The organism is Streptacidiphilus alkalitolerans, from assembly GCF_042511045.1.
In the GTDB taxonomy this organism is placed as follows: Bacteria; Actinomycetota; Actinomycetes; order Streptomycetales; family Streptomycetaceae; genus Streptacidiphilus; species Streptacidiphilus alkalitolerans.
In genome coordinates this window covers 444,123-459,962 of the sequence record NZ_JBHEZX010000005.1, presented here as the reverse complement: position 1 = coordinate 459,962, position 15,840 = coordinate 444,123, and the positions used below count along the sequence as shown (strand labels likewise).

At 71.7% G+C, this 15,840-nt stretch carries 24 protein-coding genes and 1 pseudogene; 4 read left to right on the top strand and 21 right to left on the bottom strand.

The window, feature by feature from the left end:
- Positions 1-21 precede the first annotated feature (21 nt).
- From ACEZDG_RS14485 to ACEZDG_RS14385, 21 genes and pseudogenes are all read right to left on the bottom strand, one after another.
- Positions 22-660 (bottom strand): hypothetical protein, encoded by a 639-nt coding sequence (locus ACEZDG_RS14485; RefSeq protein ID WP_380508179.1) that lies wholly within the window; start codon positions 658-660, stop codon positions 22-24.
- Positions 657-860 carry a hypothetical protein gene (locus tag ACEZDG_RS14480; RefSeq protein WP_380508176.1) on the bottom strand — a complete coding sequence of 68 codons (204 nt, stop codon included), beginning with the start codon at positions 858-860 and terminating at the stop codon, positions 657-659. Before ACEZDG_RS14480 ends, ACEZDG_RS14485 begins: the two co-directional genes overlap by 4 nt.
- A complete protein-coding gene (locus ACEZDG_RS14475; RefSeq protein WP_380508173.1) occupies positions 853-1,311 on the bottom strand; it encodes a hypothetical protein in 459 nt (152 codons plus the stop codon). Before ACEZDG_RS14475 ends, ACEZDG_RS14480 begins: the two co-directional genes overlap by 8 nt.
- Entirely contained in the window at positions 1,308-2,102 is a 795-nt protein-coding gene (locus ACEZDG_RS14470) for a hypothetical protein (RefSeq protein ID WP_380508170.1), read from the bottom strand. The genes ACEZDG_RS14475 and ACEZDG_RS14470 overlap by 4 nt, the downstream gene beginning before the upstream one ends.
- Complete coding sequence (locus ACEZDG_RS14465) at positions 2,095-3,012, bottom strand: hypothetical protein (protein ID WP_380508167.1); 918 nt, start codon at positions 3,010-3,012, stop codon at positions 2,095-2,097. The genes ACEZDG_RS14470 and ACEZDG_RS14465 overlap by 8 nt, the downstream gene beginning before the upstream one ends.
- Positions 3,012-3,761 carry a hypothetical protein gene (locus ACEZDG_RS14460; RefSeq protein WP_380508164.1) on the bottom strand — a complete coding sequence of 250 codons (750 nt, stop codon included), beginning with the start codon at positions 3,759-3,761 and terminating at the stop codon, positions 3,012-3,014. The genes ACEZDG_RS14465 and ACEZDG_RS14460 overlap by 1 nt, the downstream gene beginning before the upstream one ends.
- Complete coding sequence (locus ACEZDG_RS14455) at positions 3,758-4,426, bottom strand: hypothetical protein (RefSeq protein WP_380508161.1); 669 nt, start codon at positions 4,424-4,426, stop codon at positions 3,758-3,760. The genes ACEZDG_RS14460 and ACEZDG_RS14455 overlap by 4 nt, the downstream gene beginning before the upstream one ends.
- 37 nt (positions 4,427-4,463) lie before the next feature.
- Positions 4,464-4,715, bottom strand: coding sequence for a hypothetical protein (locus ACEZDG_RS14450; RefSeq protein ID WP_380508158.1), 252 nt, complete (start codon positions 4,713-4,715; stop codon positions 4,464-4,466).
- Positions 4,712-4,897 carry a hypothetical protein gene (locus tag ACEZDG_RS14445; protein WP_380508155.1) on the bottom strand — a complete coding sequence of 62 codons (186 nt, stop codon included), beginning with the start codon at positions 4,895-4,897 and terminating at the stop codon, positions 4,712-4,714. Before ACEZDG_RS14445 ends, ACEZDG_RS14450 begins: the two co-directional genes overlap by 4 nt.
- On the bottom strand, positions 4,897-5,082 hold the full coding sequence (locus ACEZDG_RS14440; RefSeq protein ID WP_380508152.1) for a hypothetical protein: 186 nt from the start codon (positions 5,080-5,082) through the stop codon (positions 4,897-4,899). The genes ACEZDG_RS14445 and ACEZDG_RS14440 overlap by 1 nt, the downstream gene beginning before the upstream one ends.
- Positions 5,083-5,528: 446 nt before the next feature.
- A complete protein-coding gene (locus ACEZDG_RS14435) occupies positions 5,529-5,711 on the bottom strand; it encodes a hypothetical protein (RefSeq protein ID WP_380508569.1) in 183 nt (60 codons plus the stop codon).
- Between the two features lie 495 nt (positions 5,712-6,206).
- A pseudogene (locus ACEZDG_RS14430) lies at positions 6,207-6,347 on the bottom strand (helix-turn-helix domain-containing protein); the annotation flags it as partial.
- Between the two features lie 175 nt (positions 6,348-6,522).
- Complete coding sequence (locus ACEZDG_RS14425; protein ID WP_380508149.1) at positions 6,523-6,897, bottom strand: helix-turn-helix domain-containing protein; 375 nt, start codon at positions 6,895-6,897, stop codon at positions 6,523-6,525.
- A gap of 1 nt (position 6,898) precedes the next feature.
- The gene (locus ACEZDG_RS14420; RefSeq protein WP_380508147.1) at positions 6,899-7,519 is read right to left on the bottom strand and encodes a hypothetical protein; all 621 of its coding nucleotides are present in this window, start codon (positions 7,517-7,519) and stop codon (positions 6,899-6,901) included.
- Between the two features lie 37 nt (positions 7,520-7,556).
- Positions 7,557-8,069 (bottom strand): hypothetical protein, encoded by a 513-nt coding sequence (locus ACEZDG_RS14415; RefSeq protein ID WP_380508144.1) that lies wholly within the window; start codon positions 8,067-8,069, stop codon positions 7,557-7,559.
- 64 nt (positions 8,070-8,133) lie between these two features.
- Positions 8,134-9,042: a hypothetical protein gene (locus tag ACEZDG_RS14410; protein ID WP_380508142.1), complete on the bottom strand. Its 909-nt coding sequence runs from the start codon at positions 9,040-9,042 to the stop codon at positions 8,134-8,136.
- Positions 9,042-9,485 carry a hypothetical protein gene (locus ACEZDG_RS14405; RefSeq protein WP_380508139.1) on the bottom strand — a complete coding sequence of 148 codons (444 nt, stop codon included), beginning with the start codon at positions 9,483-9,485 and terminating at the stop codon, positions 9,042-9,044. The genes ACEZDG_RS14410 and ACEZDG_RS14405 overlap by 1 nt, the downstream gene beginning before the upstream one ends.
- Positions 9,485-10,006: a hypothetical protein gene (locus tag ACEZDG_RS14400; RefSeq protein ID WP_380508136.1), complete on the bottom strand. Its 522-nt coding sequence runs from the start codon at positions 10,004-10,006 to the stop codon at positions 9,485-9,487. The genes ACEZDG_RS14405 and ACEZDG_RS14400 overlap by 1 nt, the downstream gene beginning before the upstream one ends.
- Entirely contained in the window at positions 10,003-10,497 is a 495-nt protein-coding gene (locus ACEZDG_RS14395) for a hypothetical protein (RefSeq protein ID WP_380508133.1), read from the bottom strand. The genes ACEZDG_RS14400 and ACEZDG_RS14395 overlap by 4 nt, the downstream gene beginning before the upstream one ends.
- Positions 10,494-10,778, bottom strand: coding sequence for a hypothetical protein (locus ACEZDG_RS14390; protein WP_380508131.1), 285 nt, complete (start codon positions 10,776-10,778; stop codon positions 10,494-10,496). The genes ACEZDG_RS14395 and ACEZDG_RS14390 overlap by 4 nt, the downstream gene beginning before the upstream one ends.
- A 369-nt stretch (positions 10,779-11,147) precedes the next feature.
- On the bottom strand, positions 11,148-11,345 hold the full coding sequence (locus ACEZDG_RS14385; RefSeq protein WP_380508128.1) for a hypothetical protein: 198 nt from the start codon (positions 11,343-11,345) through the stop codon (positions 11,148-11,150).
- A gap of 527 nt (positions 11,346-11,872) precedes the next feature.
- Between ACEZDG_RS14385 and ACEZDG_RS14380 the strand changes: the two genes are divergently transcribed.
- The 4 genes from ACEZDG_RS14380 to ACEZDG_RS14365 all read left to right on the top strand — a co-directional run bounded on the left by ACEZDG_RS14380 (position 11,873) and on the right by ACEZDG_RS14365 (position 15,828).
- Positions 11,873-12,322, top strand: coding sequence for a hypothetical protein (locus tag ACEZDG_RS14380; protein WP_380508125.1), 450 nt, complete (start codon positions 11,873-11,875; stop codon positions 12,320-12,322).
- 55 nt (positions 12,323-12,377) lie between these two features.
- Entirely contained in the window at positions 12,378-12,641 is a 264-nt protein-coding gene (locus ACEZDG_RS14375; protein ID WP_380508122.1) for a hypothetical protein, read from the top strand.
- Between the two features lie 19 nt (positions 12,642-12,660).
- A complete protein-coding gene (locus ACEZDG_RS14370) occupies positions 12,661-14,220 on the top strand; it encodes a LacI family DNA-binding transcriptional regulator (protein ID WP_380508119.1) in 1,560 nt (519 codons plus the stop codon).
- Positions 14,221-14,508: 288 nt separating this feature from the next.
- On the top strand, positions 14,509-15,828 hold the full coding sequence (locus ACEZDG_RS14365) for an MFS transporter (protein WP_380508116.1): 1,320 nt from the start codon (positions 14,509-14,511) through the stop codon (positions 15,826-15,828).
- Positions 15,829-15,840 lie beyond the last annotated feature (12 nt).

The window sequence follows — 15,840 nt, the reverse complement described above, 5'->3', positions numbered from 1 at the left end:
GTGCGGTGTGCGAGGGGCGGGTCAGGTGCGGCCGGGTCGCCGCAGGGTGCTGAAGACCAGGTGCCGCCGCCAGCTGTCGCCCTGCAGGGAGCGGTGCCAAGGGCTCGGGTGGCCGGCAGTCTTCGCGCACACCACCTGCGAGCCGCCCTTGTCGGCGGTGTCCCCGCAGAGCACCCGTGGCGCCGGCCCGGTGGCAACCGTTGCCGCGGGCAACGGAGTTGGGACGGCGGCTGGTGCGGGCAGCGGTGAGGCGGCGGCGAGTTCGCGGAACATCGGCGAGACCGGCCCGGCCGCAGCGGCGCGGGCCAACTGCTCGCCGCGGCCCGGGTTCTCGGGCGGGTCGCGGCGGTCGATGGCCTCGATCCACGCGACCGCCACGGCGGCGACCTGGACGAGCTCGGCCCGCAGGCGCTCGGGGTCGCTCTCGGCGTTGGCCTCGGCGACCTCCTCGGCCAGGACGTCGGACCAGGTGCCGTACCCGGCACCGAACGCGCTCTTGCACCAGGTCCGTGCCTGCACCGCGGCCTCCTGCTGGTTGACGGACCCGGTGCCGTCGGGGTGGTTCTGCCGGCCCCACTTGAGGTCCTGGCGGCTGCGCTCGGTCGCGACCTCGACCAGGACACCGGTCAGGCGCGGAACGCCGTACTGGGGGTGGCTCATGAACGGTTCTCCAGGGTGTGGACCTGCTCGAAGAACTCAGGGCGGCCTGCGAGATCAGCAGGGTCGGCGAGTTGGTAAGGGATCGGCTCGGCTTCGGCGTGGAACTCGGCGCGCAGCTGGTCCATCAGGGCGTCGATCTGGACCCGGGTGCGGGTCGCGGCGAGGATCCCCCGCACCTGCCGCTCAGCGGACTCAGCCATGTCCGCCCCCGGAGGCCAGCGGGTGGGCGTCAGCGCGGGCGAGGGCGTCACGGGCGGTGTCGGCGCACTCGCAGGTCCGGCCGGATCCGTTGCGGTTGATCTGCTGCAGGGCCGCGCGCAGGATCTGGACCTGGTTCCTGCGCTGGCCGAGCTCGTCGCCGGCCGGGGTGCGGGGGCGGTCGGCCGCCGCGCGCCGGTTGGCGTAGATCGTGCGCCAGCGGTCGTCCCCCTGCGCGTGCCAGGGGCTGAGGTGCCCGCCAGGCTTGCGGCACGACACCGGGGTGCCGTCCGCCAGCGCCTCCGTCGACCCGCACGCCTCGTACACGGGCGCCACCGCCCGCGGCGGCGGCGGGATGGGCGGGGCGGCGGGTGCGGGCTTGCGCCAGAGCGTCCAGGCCGAGGGCGTGTTCTCGATCAGCTCGCGCAGCGCCTTGGGGCTGGGCTTCGTCATGAGGGGCTCCCGGACTGCTGGTTCGCCTGCTCCCAAGACCGGACGATGACCAGGTGGTCGATGGCCGCGTTGACCATCGCGGTTGTCACCGCGGTGTCGGGCACGTTGTGCGCGGGCAGGCCGGCCGCCCGCACCGCGGCCAGCTGCAGCGCGGTCGGCTGCTGCCCGGCGACGGCGTAGGGCACCGACTCCCACCCGCCGGCGGGAACGCCGGTGGCGTCGGGGCGCTGGTCGCCTTCGGTGATCCAGGCCGCGCCCACGGCCATGGCCTTGACGAGTTTGGCCCGCAGCAGCGGCCAGCTGGTCTCGGCCAGGGCGGCGGCGACGTGCTCGACGAAGACGTGCGACCAGGTCGCCCGGTGCTCGGCCGCGGCGCGGGCGGTGGTGGCCCGGCAGTGGTTCGCGTAGTCGCGGTTCAGCGGGTTCGTGCCGTCCTGCCGGTGCTGCCCGCCCCACTTGCTGAGTTGGCGCTCGCACCCGGCGGCGACCTCCGCGAACAGGGCGCCCGGGGTGTTCAAGGGACGCTGCGCCTGGCCCAGCACCTCGGAGGCGGCGAGCAGTTGGTCCCCGTCGGTGGCCGGCTGCTCGGGCAGCAGGCCAAGCTGCTGGAACGCACGGGCGGCCGAAGTGACGACGGCCATGGAGGCGTTGAAGACCGACAGGACTGCGCGCTCGGTGGCGGCGTAGCGGCGGATGCTGTTGCGCAGCAGCAGGGCCTCGGCCGCGAGGAGGGTTCCGTTCTCGGCGCGGTCGACCAGGTGCAGGAGTTGCTCCTCCGTCGGCTCAGGCACGGTCGGCCTCCGACGCTGACCGGGCGTCCTGCTCGCGGTTGCGGGCCGTGAGGAGGTCGATGACCTCGATCCAGGCAACGGCGGCGACCGCGGCCTGGAGGAGTCCGGTGCGGATCCGGGCGGGGTCGGTCTGGTCCGGGGTCAGGAACTGGTGCTGCATGAAGGCGTCCAGCCAGCCGGCGTTCTCGGGCAGGCCTTCGAGCCTGTCGACCATGGCCTTGATGCGGGCCTCGTGGAACCGGGCCACCGGGGTGTCGAGCCGCGCCGCGTAGGTGCCGGGCGTGCTGTGGGTGCGTTCGGCGGTGAGTTCGGCGTAGATGCCCTCCAGCGCCTGGATGTTCAGCGGGCGCCTGCCCGGGCGCTCGGGGTCGGCCAGGAGCCGGTCGGTCCGGGGGGCCTGGGTGCGGACGTCGGCCAGGAGCCGGGTCCACCAGTCGTTCCACGTCGGGTGGCCCGGGTTGGTGACGTCGGGGGCCTGGTCGGCAGCGTGGCCGAGGGCGGTGTGCAGATCCAGGGCCATCCACTGCTGGACACCGCGCACGGCCTGGTCCGCCGGCGCGGCGACGGCGGCCACGGCGGCGAGCCATCCGTCCTGGATCTCGGGGGAAAGCTGCGCCCAGGCGGGCAGTTGGTCGCCGTCGAAGCTCTTGTGGGCGCGGCTGGCGCTGTAGGCGTCGTAGGCGGCCTGGGCGAGCACCGTGTTGCTCAACGCGATCTCCTTGCAGTGGTGGCACATGCTGGTGGGCAGGTCGAACAGGCCGCAGCGCGACTCGGGCGACTGCGGGCTGAGCGCGTAGTCGTCCTGGGTGGTGCTCAGCGCGGCGGTGACGCCGCGGGCGATGGTGGCGAGCGCGGGTGGTAGGCCGTTGCGGCGGCGCAACACCTCGATCCAGGGCAGCGAGTCGGGCATCAGCGGCCTCGCTTCCAGGTGGCGCGGAACGCGCGGGCCAGCACGTCGCCGACGGAGCCGGGCCCGGTGTAGATCTCCCCGGTTCGGCCGCCGGCGGCGGCCGGCTGGGGCTGGTCGGCTGCGTGGGCCACGGGGTTCGGTTCGGCGAGCGAGGCTGCGACGGCGGCTTGGCCTTGCGGCGAGGTGCCGTCGGCGCACGGCCAGCAGAACGGCTGCTCCCGGTAGTTGCGGTACCGGACGTCGGCCGAGCCGCACATGCAGCAGCGTTCCGGCTCGGCGGTGCCGTCGCGCTGGTCGCAGAGCCGGATGATCAGGTCGAGCGCGTCGTTGTGGGACTCCCTGAGCCAGGTGATCGTGGCACGTGCCTGTTCCAGGTAGCGGCTGCAGAATGCGAGCTCCAGCCGCAGCAGGGGCGCATCGGCGGCCTCGTAGCGCTGGCGCTGCTCGGGCGGCATGGCGCGGCGCTCGGCGTCGACAGCACCGACCTGCTCGCGCAGGCCCGCAGGCAGCTGCTCGGCCGCGACGTCGTGCAGCAGCTGGTCGACGGCGCCGGCGGTCATGCCGCGGGCGAGGAGGATGCCCCGAAGCCGGGCCGCAGCGCTCTTCGGCACGCTCGTGCCCTGTTCGGTCGCAGGCGGATCGATCAGCGAGTCCAACGCAGCCAGGCCGGCCTTCGTCTCGGCGGCGCTGACGCGGGGCGGAGTGCTCGGCCAGTCACGGTTGCTGACGGACCAGCCCATGGGGGTCACGAGATGCTCCCGAGGTTGACGATGCCGGTCAGCGGGGGCCGTGCGGCGGTCCGGAAGGCGAGTTCTTCGGCGCGGCAGCGGCGGGCGAGGTCCTCCCGGTCCAGGACCGGTGCGGGCTGCGAGGCCCGGGACTTGAGGAGGGCGGGCGGCAGGCCGAGGGCGGTGCCGACGATGCGTCGGATGATGTGGACCACCGACGGCGTTCCCAGGGTCCTCGGGCACTCGACGTCCCAGCACTCGGCGACCAGGAGGAGCTCGGACAGCGCGGACGCGGCGCGGTCGTAGTGGGCGCGGAGGGCGGCGCCCTCGTCGGCCAGGAGCTCCTCGATCAGGTCGGTGGCGCGCTCGGAGCGGTCGGGGCTGTGGTCGCCGCCGGCCATGAGCGCCAGGTACACGAGCCGGCGGGCGTTGCCCCCGGAGCGGTTCGGGCGCGGGGGCATCTGCTCGGTGCTAACGGTGGCGCGCAGCTGGTCGAGTTCGGCCAGTTCGGCCTTCAGGTCGTCCAGGACGGTGTCGGCGAGGTCGTACTCGGTCAGGCCCATCCCCCCGGCGGGGCCTGGGACCGGCTCGGTGCGGGTCTTCAGGTCGTGGCGTAGGCGGGCGGCCAGGCGGTCGCGCAGGGCGGCGCGGGCGGCGGTCGCGCCGCGCGGCGGTGGGGTGGTCATGCTCGTGGTCCTCCTGTTCGGCGTTGCTGGCGGGTGCTCACCAGGCGTTCGGGTCGGGGTCGTCGTCGGCGCGGTTCACGGCGTCGAGGAGCTGGTCGAGTTCGTGGCCGGAGAGGTCCAGGACGTACAGGGCCTGCGGGGGCGCCGGGGCGCCGCCGGGTGCGGGCTTCCCGTAGCCGGAGAGCGCGGCCAGGGCGTGGGCGCGGCGGGCCCGGCGCAGGTAACGGTCGAGGACGGTCAGGGCGGTCCCGGTGGCGAGGCTGACGAGCAGCGCGGTCAGCGGCGTCACCGGGTACCGCCGCGGCGGCGCTTGGGCAGCGGGATGCCGTGCTCGGTGTGCAGGTGGTTGGCCGTGATCAGTGCGGCGCGGGGGTCGTGGCTGTTGACGGAGTGGGGGCAGGCGGTCGCCGCGGTGCAGGCGATCGTGTCGCCGCCCCTGGGCGGGGTCGGGGTGGAGTGGGTGAGCTGCATCAGTCGTCCTTCGGGAACTCGTGGTAGGCGTCGAAGACTTCGGGCCAGTGGGCGTCGAGGTGTCGGCGTTCGGCGTCGGTGAGGCCGGGATCGTCGTGAGGCGGCACGTGCGGGCCCAGCAGGCGGACGATCGCCCAGGCGGCCAGGGCGGAGGCGGCCACGCCGAGGGCCAGCAGGCCGGTCACTCGCGGGAGTTGATCATCGGTGTTCCTGTCTGGTTCGCCGGATGTGGGCCAGGGCAGCGGGGGTGGCCGGTACGGGATCGGGGAGGTCCAGCGGCAGGAGCTGCTCCTGGTGCGTCGGTGGTGGGTCCTGCGCGGGCGCTGGTGGGGCCTGTGGGACCCGTGGGGGCCTTTGGGCGGGGCAGGTGGCGGCGTGGGGCATGAACCGGCGTTCCCCGGCGCTCTGGGGGCGTTCGGGAGTCGGGATGCGGGCCCACCAGCCGGGGCCGCCGCCCAGGCCCGCGACGACGTTCCCCGTCTCGTCCGGCTCGGGGTCCAGGGGGATCCTCCGGTCGGCCTCGGTCGTGGCCCAGCGGATCGTGCGGCGGCAGTCCCGGCAGACACCCAGCCCGTACGGGCTGAACGACGCCGGCGGCGGTGGCTGGTAGCGCATCGGTGGCTCCCTTCGGTCAGCCGGTATCGTGGTGACGGGGCTCGCAGGGCAGCGGGTGGACCGTGCGCCCGGAGCCGTAGACGACCAGGAGCTGCCCGCACTCGCCGCAGGCCGGCGGCGCGTACTTGTCCGGGATGTCCGGCTCGGGCAGCGCGGCGGGCGGCTCGGTCGGCGCGGACATCAGCAGCGGCGGCTGCACCGACCCGGACGGCGCCGGGGCGTGGCCCGCCGGCTGGTCGACCAGGTGCAGCGGCGATTCGCGCGCACGCGCGTCCGGTGGCTGAGGTCCAGGGCCAAGACGGGTTGTGTCGGCTGGGGGTGTACCTACCGTAGGTAGGTATGTATCTGTACCCCCCGCCTGTGGCGGGTTCCGGAACCCGTCCTGTGGCGGGTTCCGGAGGGGTTTTGTGGCGGGTTCCGGGGGGGTTCCGGACCCTCCGGAACCCCCCGCTGTGGCGGGTTCCGGATGTACCGCGTGTGGCGGGTTCCGGAACCCGCCACGTGGCGGGTTCCGGGTCTCCTGGGCGAGTTCCTCAGTCAGCGCGGCCTTCCGCTTCTGGGCGCGCTGGCGCTTGGGAGTGTCGGTGTAGTGGGTCAGGTGCACGGCCCAGTCGGGCCGCTCCTCCGCCAGTAGCAGCTGGTACACCGTGCTCTGGTTGGGACGGCGCCTCTTCGAGAGCATCCCGGCACTGACGAGGACCTTGATGAGGTCGCGGGCGGAGTCCTGCGAGCAGCCGGCCAGCTCTGCCAGGGTCTGGATGCCCGGGAAGCACCGGCCGCCGTCGGTGTCGGCGAAGCTGGCGAGCCAGATCCCGATGTGGCCCACCCGGGCCATGTCCCGGCCTCCCACGCGCAGCACCTCGTGGCGCAGCCGCAGAGTCCACACGCTGCGCACGGAGTGCTCGCGCGGCTCTGGGTCTGGGATGTCGGTCACGCGGTCTCTTCTCCTGGTTCGGAAGGGGCGGTTCGGCAGGCCGCGCGGGCGGCGCCCGTGGTAAGGCGCCCATGGGTCACGCGCTCTTCCTGGCGGGGTCCACCCGTCGCTGGGTGACGTCGGTGAACCGCTCCATGTGCCGGTCCCAGTCCGAGGGCGCCTCGGGCAGCAGCAGGCTGTAGAGGGGCGACGCGTTCATGCGAAGGTGCCTGCCGAGCAGCCCGATGGCTTCCAGGACCTTCGTGGCGCGGTGGACGGTCTGCGGGGTGTAGCCGGTCAGCACGGCCAGGGCCTGGGTGCCAGGGAAAGCCTTCTGGCCAGCGTCGCTGGCGTAGGTGGCGATCCAGAGGCCGACCGTGGCGACCTTCGCGGCGGCCGGGGTGCCGACGGCCAAGGCCTCGGTACGGAGCCGGACGATCCACGCATCGCGCGGGCAGAGGGGCTTGGGCATGTCAGACCGCCTTCGTGGCAGGGCCGTTGTGGACCACGACGCCGTCGCGCAGGACCGTGATCCGGTCCGCGCCGGCCTCGGCCCAGATCTCGGTCAGGGTCTCCGTCGTGGGCCCGGGTGCGAACAGGCCAGCCTCGAAATGCTGGGCAGCGGTGTGGTGGACCAGGCGAAGTGCGAAGGTCTCGCGGCTCACCTGCGGATGAGAGGGCTGCAGGCGGTCCAGGGCGTAGGTCTCGCCGAACGCGGCCAGGTGGTCGGTGGCCTCGTAGTGGACGGTGATCTGGTCACCGGCGCGGGGCGGGTACCAGGGCTGGCCCTGCAGGTCGAGGTAGGCGTCCAGGAGTTGGCCACCGTCGAGGAGGGGGTTGCGGGGCACGGTCGTGTCATCGATGACGGTGTCGTGGCCGGGAGCACGGTGCAGGACGCCGGTGACGTGCTCGGCGAGCTGGGCGACGGTGCCGTGCCAGGTGCAGCGGTCGTCCCCGCGGCCCACGGCCGCGGCGAAGTGCACGATGGTGCCGGCGGCATCGAGCGGCTGGCACAGTTCCTCGAGCGCGGTGGTGATGGTGTCGAGGTCCGCCGTGCGCGGTGCGGCACTGGGACTGGGACTGGGGGATGTCATGTCTTCCTCTTTCGGGTCTTGGGGTGAGGCGGGAGTTCTACGCCTGGGCGGTGCGAGCCGCGGTGACCATGCCTTCCAGGGCCTCGGTGGCCTCGGCCGAGTCGGCGCCGGGCGCGGTGGCGGTCAGGCTCGTGACGGCGCCGCCGTCCTCGGTCCGCAACACCAGGCCGGCGCCCTTGGCGAACCGGGCCAGGGCGCGCAGGAGTTGGGCGTGGACCGAAGGGCGCAGCGGTGGCTGGTCGGGGCCGGTGACCCATTCGAGGAGGACCTGGGCGTCGAGGAGGTCGGCGGCGGCGGGCAGGCCGACGCGGCGCAGGATCTCGGAGACCTCGCTGATCACCTCGGCGCGCTGGACGCGGTGGGCGTGGGTGAGCTGGTCGTACTCGTCGACCAGGTCCCGGAGCATCGCGGGGATGCAGTCCGGCATCGCCTCGGGGCTGACGGTGGAGGCGACGCGGCGGATCTGGGCCAGGCGCTGCACCCTCGGCGCGGCCTCCAGGACCCAGGCCAGCGGATCAGGGTCGGGCCCCGTGCGGGGATTGGTGTCCATGCTCGTGTTCCTGTCGGTGGGCCGGGCGGCGGGAGTAGGCGCCGCCCGGCGGTCCGGTAGTGGGTCAGGCGGACGGCGGGGTCGAGACCAGGGCGCGGACTTCGTGCCAGCGGGAGGAGACGGCTTCGAGCAACTCGCGCTCGACCTCCATGGCGGTGCGGTCCGCCTCCCACTGCGTGTCGTCGCGCCAGCGGGCGATATCGGCGTCGATGAGCCGGTCGAGCATCGTCGGTTCCAGCGCGTCCAGTTCCCAGCTGCTGCGGCCGTAGAGGTCGATGTAGCCGGTCGCGCGGGAGTCGGTGAGCTTGGCCGGGTTCGGCGGCGGGTTGTACTGCTCGACCTGGTCCATGTTCAGCGCGATGCGCCGCACGTCGACGTGCGCGCCGAACAGCTCCAGCCGCTCCTGGATGTCCCGGGTCATGTCCACGCCGGACGGGTCGTGGTCGCCGAGGTGGATCACGACGGGCTTCTGCCCCTCGCGCTCGTACCGGCTCAACCGTCTTGCAGCACTCCACAGTTCGGACTGCGAGGTGTACCCGCGGCAGGAGAAGTAGTCCACGTCATGGCGGCTGGCCACGCGGGAGATGACGCCGACCAGCGCGTCCTTCTCCACCCAGACCTCGACCCGGTGCGGCTGGTTGGCCCACAGCTCCGTGCGGTAGCCGTAGGCCACCGACCGGATGATCGACTCAGGGTTGTCCCAGTGCGACAGGCCGCGCAGGTTCCGCGTCCGGTCGACGATGTGGTCCCAGTCGATCAGTCCGGCCAGGCGGGCGTCGTTGACCACGGAGCCCAGGCGCTTGTACTCGGACTGCTTGTTGGCCAGGTGGCCGCGGGCAACGAACTGGTAGTACAGCTGCCTCAGGGTCAGGTCGAAGCCCTGCACCGCGTAGTCGCGGCAGATCTCCTCCGCCATGGCGATCATGTCCAGGCTGGGCCCGCTGAACTTCTTCGGAACGTACGCGATGCGCATCAGCCCTCCCGATCACAGTCGGCGCCGGCCTCGGCCGGCTGCAGGACGCTGACGTCCCCGACCACCGGCGCCGGGGCCGGCGGTGCGGGCGGGCGGACGCCGGACAGCTGCTGCCGCAGGCCGACGATGACCTCCACGCACCGCCCGTTGGACTCCATCGACTTGCCCAACTCGGTGTAGAGGGACTGGGCTTGGGAGCGGGCGTGGTCGCGCTGCTGGACCAGGCGGCCGATCAGGTGGTCCTGCAGGTCCCGGATCCACAGCTCGTACGCCAGCTCGTCCCGCGCGGCCTGGACCGCGGCCAAGGCCTCGGCCGCGGCCTGCTGCAGCAGCTGGTTCTCGTGGTCGGCGCTGTCGAGGTCCTCGGCCAGCCGGTCCCAGTTCTCGGACGTCTTCGGCCGGCGGTGCCGGGCGGTGGACTCGCGCCGTGCCAGCAGCGGCATCACGAGGCCACCGCCAGACCGGCCGCGGCCTGCGACGCGGCCAGCAACTGCCGGTCCGTCGCCACACTGGCCTCCGTCAGCTGCTGCACGCGCTCGTCCAGGAGCCGGGCGTGCTCCTTCGCTCGGTGAAGCTCCTGCTCCAGCTGCGCGATCCGCGCCGACCGTGGCACCGGCGCCGCCGGGACCGAGCGCCGGTCGCGCAGCGCCGCCTCACTAGCCGTCGTCAGCTGCTGCACCCGCTCGTCCAAGAGCCGCGCGTGCTCCTTCGCCTGGTGCAGCGCCTGCTCCAGCTGGAGGATCCGCGCCGACCCGGGCGCCCCCGGTGTCGGCGGCACCTTCCGCTGGTCGTGCAGCGCCTGGTTCTCCAGCAGCAGCGCCGCGTTCTCCCGCTCCGCCAGGCGCAACTTGGCCGCCAGGTCCCGCTTCTCCCGGACCAGTTGCAGGTTCAGGGCAACGTTCCGCCCGCTCCCCGCCAGGACCCTCTGCAGGCGCTCGGCGCTGATGATCCGGTAGCTCTTCACGCTGCCACCGCCGTCGGTCGGGCGACGTGCCGTGAGACCCACTCGCGGGCCTGGGTCCTGCTGTACATCGGGGCCGAGTGCTTGGCACCGCCCTGGACGTAGACCACCCGGACGCCGTCCTCGTTCGCCACCACCGCGCCCGCTGTGATCGGCACGCGGACGATTGCCCAGATGTACACCGGGACACCCTCCAGCACCCCGTCGGCGTTGTAGTGGACGTTCTGAGGGACGACCGTGCTGCTGCTGCCGTGGACGTGCACGGCAACGCCGAGAACCTCCGCCCAGGCGTGGACGCTGTCCGGGCCGTCCTTCGCCCAGATGCGGAGCCCGAAGCCGCCCGGGCGTTCGTCGAGCTTGATATCGGTAATCGGGCGGTCGGGGTGGGGGTTGGCGATCAGCCGGCGGCCGAGGCTGATCGCGGCGTAGACCTGCCGCTCGGCCTCGTCCAGGAACTCCGCCGTCGGGCCGACCGGAGTGGGGTTGTCGTTCATTCGGACACCGCCGGGTGGAGCAGCAGCCAGTCGGCGGCGGCGACGCAGGTCGAGAACCGCATCTCCTCGCCGGTGGTCTCGTCGAACAGGGTCCAGGTGTCCGGGCCGGTCTGGTGGACGCGCTTCCGCAGGCGGGTGGTCAGGGTGGTGAAGCCGGCGACGTCGTCGGCCGACCAGGCCGACGCGTCAGCGGGGTGGTGGCCCGCGTAGGCCAGGTACGCAGCGACCGAGTCAGCGGCGGTCGCACACTGGTCGGGCGGGTTCTCGTGGATGATGGGCATAGCCACTCCTCGTGTTTGGGTCAGTGGTGAGTGGGCCGTCCGGGCGCAACCGGGCGGCCTTTGTGTGTCAGAAGGCAGCCCGCAGGCGCCGAGGTGGCCGCGGCTGCAGCTGGGGCTCAGGGGGTACAACCGGGGCCGAGGCCGGGGTTTGGGCCGCACGGCGGCGAACGGTGTTCACGTCCTGGTGCTGTGGTGCCGCGTCTGTGGTGTGCAGGCGCAGTAGGGCCAGCACCTGCTGCTCGGAGAATCGCCATGTGCCCGCGACCTTGATGGCATCGCAGCGACCCCTGCGGGCCTGCTCCTTCACCCACCAAGCGCTGACCTGGAACGCCTCGGCGATTTCCTCGGGGGTGTGGAGCGTGGGCAGGCTCACGCCGCCCTGAGCGACGACGAGCGGACGGCGTTGAGATATTCGGCAACGTCCTCGGGTGTCGAGGTGACTCGGCCGTTCTGCACCCAGGTGCGCGGGCCGCGGCCGGCCGTCCTCCAGCGCCTGACGGTGCCCGGCTTGACGCCGAGCCGAGAGGCGATACCGGGCCCGGCCTCGCTGTCTTCGATATGGATCATGCCCGGGGGTGGTGTGCGTCGTGCCATGGGTCGGTTTCCTCCTGGTTCTTATTTGGATCTGAATCGATCTGATTTGGAGACGCCGGAGGTGCAAAAAGCACCAAGAGCGCAACGCCCAGGGCCTCCACGATGGCGTGTGCCTCGTCGGCCTCCACGCTGGCCTGACGGCCGGTGCGGAGCCGGTCTACGGTGTTTCGGTCCACGGCGGTGACCGTGGCCAGATCGCGAACGCTGTATGGCGCGCCGCGCCCCGGGGAGCCCATCAGGTATTGCAGAGCCCCGCGGCTCTTCAGGCTGTACCTCACTGGCGTCTACACATCCCTACAGGTCGTCTCTAGCTGTCCATACCTAAGCACAGTTGTATCCGATGTGTCTACAGATCGGAACGGCTGAAATGAGCAGTACACGCGGCGGGCCTGGACCAGATACCGTGACCTGAGACAGTTCGTCTCTGTATCGGATCAGCTGTGCCACCGACGCAGGCACGTCCTGTAGACGCGGTGGCGCGGATCACAGCTGGAGGTGTCATGAGCTCCGAGCCCACGCGGCCCAGAGCCCTGAGCGAAGTTGGCCCTGAGCTGACTGCCGACCTGGACCGGGACGATCTCAGCCGCCTCGTGCGGCAGGTCAACGACTCGGGTGTCTCCTACCAACAAATGGCCGACCGCGCTGCGGCCGAAGGCCACGTGATCAGCAAGCCGTATTTCCAGAAACTGGCCACCAAGGCGACCAAGTCGGCTCCGAGTCCGGACCAGCTCCGAGCCATCGCGGCCGGCCTACGTAAGCCGATCACCATCGTACGGGCGGCGGCAGCGGTGCAGTTCCTAGAGTTCGAGTCCAGAGAGCTGGCAGGGTACGGAGACTCCGTTAAGGTCATCGTCGCGCACCTGGCCGGGATGACCGAAGCAGAGGTCAACCGGTGGCGAACCATGATCGAAGCCGACGAACGTGCGCGTAGAGAACAACAATCGGACTGATCTCGTCCTAATCCGTGCACAGTAAGACGCAGTTGTGCCAGGGTGTGAAGGAGGAGTGAAGACCACCCGGGGGGCACCATTGATCACGTTCAGGCTCTCGAACGTCAGCCTGCCGGGGCACGGCTACGTGAAGCGGGCCCGCGGCGGAGCCACCGTCATCCTGAACTGCGCGCTGTACACCGAAGAGCAGGCCGCGGCGCTCACAGTCCTCGCACAGGCCGGCCTCGGGGAGGGCGTCTTCGGGTGGTGGGACGGCGAGATTGCCCCGCTGGATTCCACCGCGGAGGTGGACCTGCCGATCGGACAGACCGTCATGTAGCCGGAGGAGAGGCCCAGGCGTGGGATACCCGGAGAAGCGCAGCGGCTACTACCGCGGCAGGTACAAGATCGAGCCTGGCAGATACGGAACTGTCTCCGACGAAGACGGTGCGACGATCCGGTTCCAGACCGCCCGTGAGGCACGCCAGGCGGCGAACGACAAGGAAGCCGAGCTCCGCGTCCAGGCGAAGACCGCGAAGGCGGTGCAGCGGGAGAAGCCTCCGGTCCCCACCTTCGGGACCTACGTCAACGAGACATGGTGGCCGCAACAGCAGGAGCTGGCCGAGTCGACGTTGGAGGGATACCTCGACCACATCCAGGGCCACCTACTGCCCACCTTCAACGACGTAGCGATGGACGAGATTACCCGGTCAGCCATCGACGTCTGGGAGGCACTGAAGAAGCAGAGCTATGCGGCGTCCAGCGCGGCGACGTACCGGAGCATCCTGCACACGATCCTCGCGGACGCCATCGAGGACGGCACCAGGCCGGGCCCCAACCCCGCGGCCCGCCGTCGCGGCCGAGGCCGGCGCACCGGCCGTCTCAAGCACCGACGCCCCGAGAAGGCCGTCACGGACCCCCTGGGCATCCTGCTGATCGGCGAGCGCGCCTCACTGCTGTCCGGGCGTGATGACGAGTTCGTGCAGGTCGTCTCTGCGGCCTACACCGGGATGCGGTGGGGAGAGACGATCGGCCTCGACCGGAAGTACAAGCGCCCGCGCGAGATCCGGGTAGAGCAGCAGCTCTACCAGCTGCGCACCGGTCGGTGGATCCTCTGCCCACCGAAGGACGACTCCTACCGCACCCTGGACGTCCCGGGGTTCCTGGACAGCATGCTCGACGAGCACATCCGCCGGACCCAGCCGGCGGCCTGTCCGTGCCACCAGGTCAAGACCGTTTTCACCAGCGCGCGGGCAACGCCGGGCACGCGGATCTTGCGTGCGGACATTGCCCGGGAGGCAGGGGTGAGCCACCCGACGGTGTCGCGGGTGCTGCTGCACCCGGAGATGACTTCGGTCTCCTCCAGGATCGCGGTCCATCTGGCCCTCCAGCACCTGCAGGCTCTGCACCCGCCAGTGTTCGATCCGCATTGGAGGCGATCCGACTGGGCTTATTCGATCTTCACTCCGGCGGCCCGGGGCTGGTTCCCATCACGGGGCCCGGGCCATGAAGAGCACCCTGTCGCTGTCGTGGAGGCCGACGTCTGGCCCGGCAAGCCAGTGACTGGCCGCTACTCGGCCGACCAGGCAGAGGTGTCCTGGCTGCCGGTGGCCCTCGGCCTGACGACCCACGGCGAGAGGCACTGCCACCGTACGTGGATGGAGGATCTCGGCACGCGGAAAGTTCTCATGGATGAGCGGATGGGGCACATCGACGGGTCGACCGGTGGCCGCTACGCCCACGTGACCCAGGGGATGCGGGACCGGCTGATGGCTGGCCTCACAGAGATGTGGGAGGAGTCGCTGACAGCCCGGCTGGCGATTTCTCCCAGGTCTCGTGTCCAGGTCCTGGATGTCCTCCTCCAGCGCCATGCGGCGAAGATCTTCTCCCAGAATTCTCCCCTGGCCTTGATTTCCTAGAATTCTGTGCCGCGATAAGTATCCTGAACTGGCGCTTTGTTGAACGGGGCAAAGTTGAGGACTTACTACCTGATGAAGTCCCCGCCGGTGCAGTACTTCGACGACGAGGCCCGCGACAACGTGGAGAAGTTCATCCGCGGCGAGGTCGACCACTGAGCACCGCCCGCTTGAACACCGGCCGCTGAGCCGGACCGAGCGTCCCGAGGGGCACCTGTTTCACGTGAAACAGGTGCCCCTCGGTCGTTCCGGTTGGCCCGGCCCGCCGCGGACAGGCCCTACTCTGTGCAGGTGTCGATCACCCGTGGTGCAGCCCTGTTCCGGCTGCCGGACTTCCGGCGCCTGCTGCGCACCCGGTTGCTCTCCCAGCTCTCCGACGGCGTGTTCCAGGTCGCCCTGGCCTCCTATGTCGTCTTCTCCCCCGAGCGGCAGCCGTCCCCGGGCGCCATCGCCTCCGCCTTCGCGGTGATGCTGCTGCCGTTCTGCCTGGTCGGCCCTTTCGCCGGACCGCTGCTCGACCGCTGGCGCCGCCGTCAGATCCTGCTGTACGGAAACCTGGCGCGGCTGCTGCTCTGCCTCGGCACCGCCGCGCTGGTGCTGCTGCAGGTCCCCACCCCGGTCTTCTTCGGCGCCGCGCTGCTGGTCACCGGGGCCAACCGGTTCGTCCTGGCCGGGCTCTCCGCCGCGCTGCCGGCCGTGGTCCCGCCCCCGCTGCTGATCGGCGCCAACGCCCTCGCCCCGACCCTCGGCACGGTGGCCACCAGCATCGGCGGCGGCTCCGGCCTGGTGGTCCGGCTGGTGCTGCCCAGCGGCGCCGGGGCCAACGCCGCGCTGCTGGTGCTCGCCGCCGCGGGCTACGGCTGCGCCGCGCTCGCCACCGCGACCATGGCCCCCGACCTGCTGGGGCCCCAGCGCGGCCAGCAGGCCCCCGAGCGGCTGCGGGCCGTGCTCGCGGAGACCGCGCGCGGGCTGGCCGCCGGGCTGCGGCACCTGGTCCGCGACTGCCGTCCGGCGGCGAACGCGCTGGCCGCGGTGACCGTGTGCCGGTTCTGCTACGGCCTGCTGCTGGTGCTGACGCTGATGCTCTGCCGGAACACCTTCGCCGCGCCGGAGGACCAGGCCGCGGGCATCCGCTGGCTCGGCCTCGCCTTGGCCGCCTCCGCGGCGGGCTTCTTCACCGCCGCGGTGGTCACCCCCTGGGCCGGACGGCGGCTCGGCGTGAACGGCTGGCTGGTCTGCTGCGCGGCGCTGGCGGCGGTGCTGACCCCCGCCCTGGGGCTGTTCTTCGCCCCCGTCCCCGTCATCACCGCCGCCTACCTGCTGGGGCTGGTCACCCAGGGCGTCAAGATCAGCACCGACACCCTGGTCCAGACCGGGGTCGAGGACGCCTACCTGGGACGGGTGTTCGCGGTCTACGACGTGCTCTACAACGCCGCGCTGGTGGCCGCCGCCGCCCTGGCGGCGCTGCTGATGTCGCCCAGCGGGCGGTCCGCGACGGTGGTCCTGGTCGCCGCGCTGCTCTACGCCGCCACCGCGCTGGGGTACGGACTGACGGTCCGTCACCGGGTCTCGCCGCCCCCCTTGGCCGCCCCCGTCCCCCCTCGCGCCTGACCGGACCGGCGC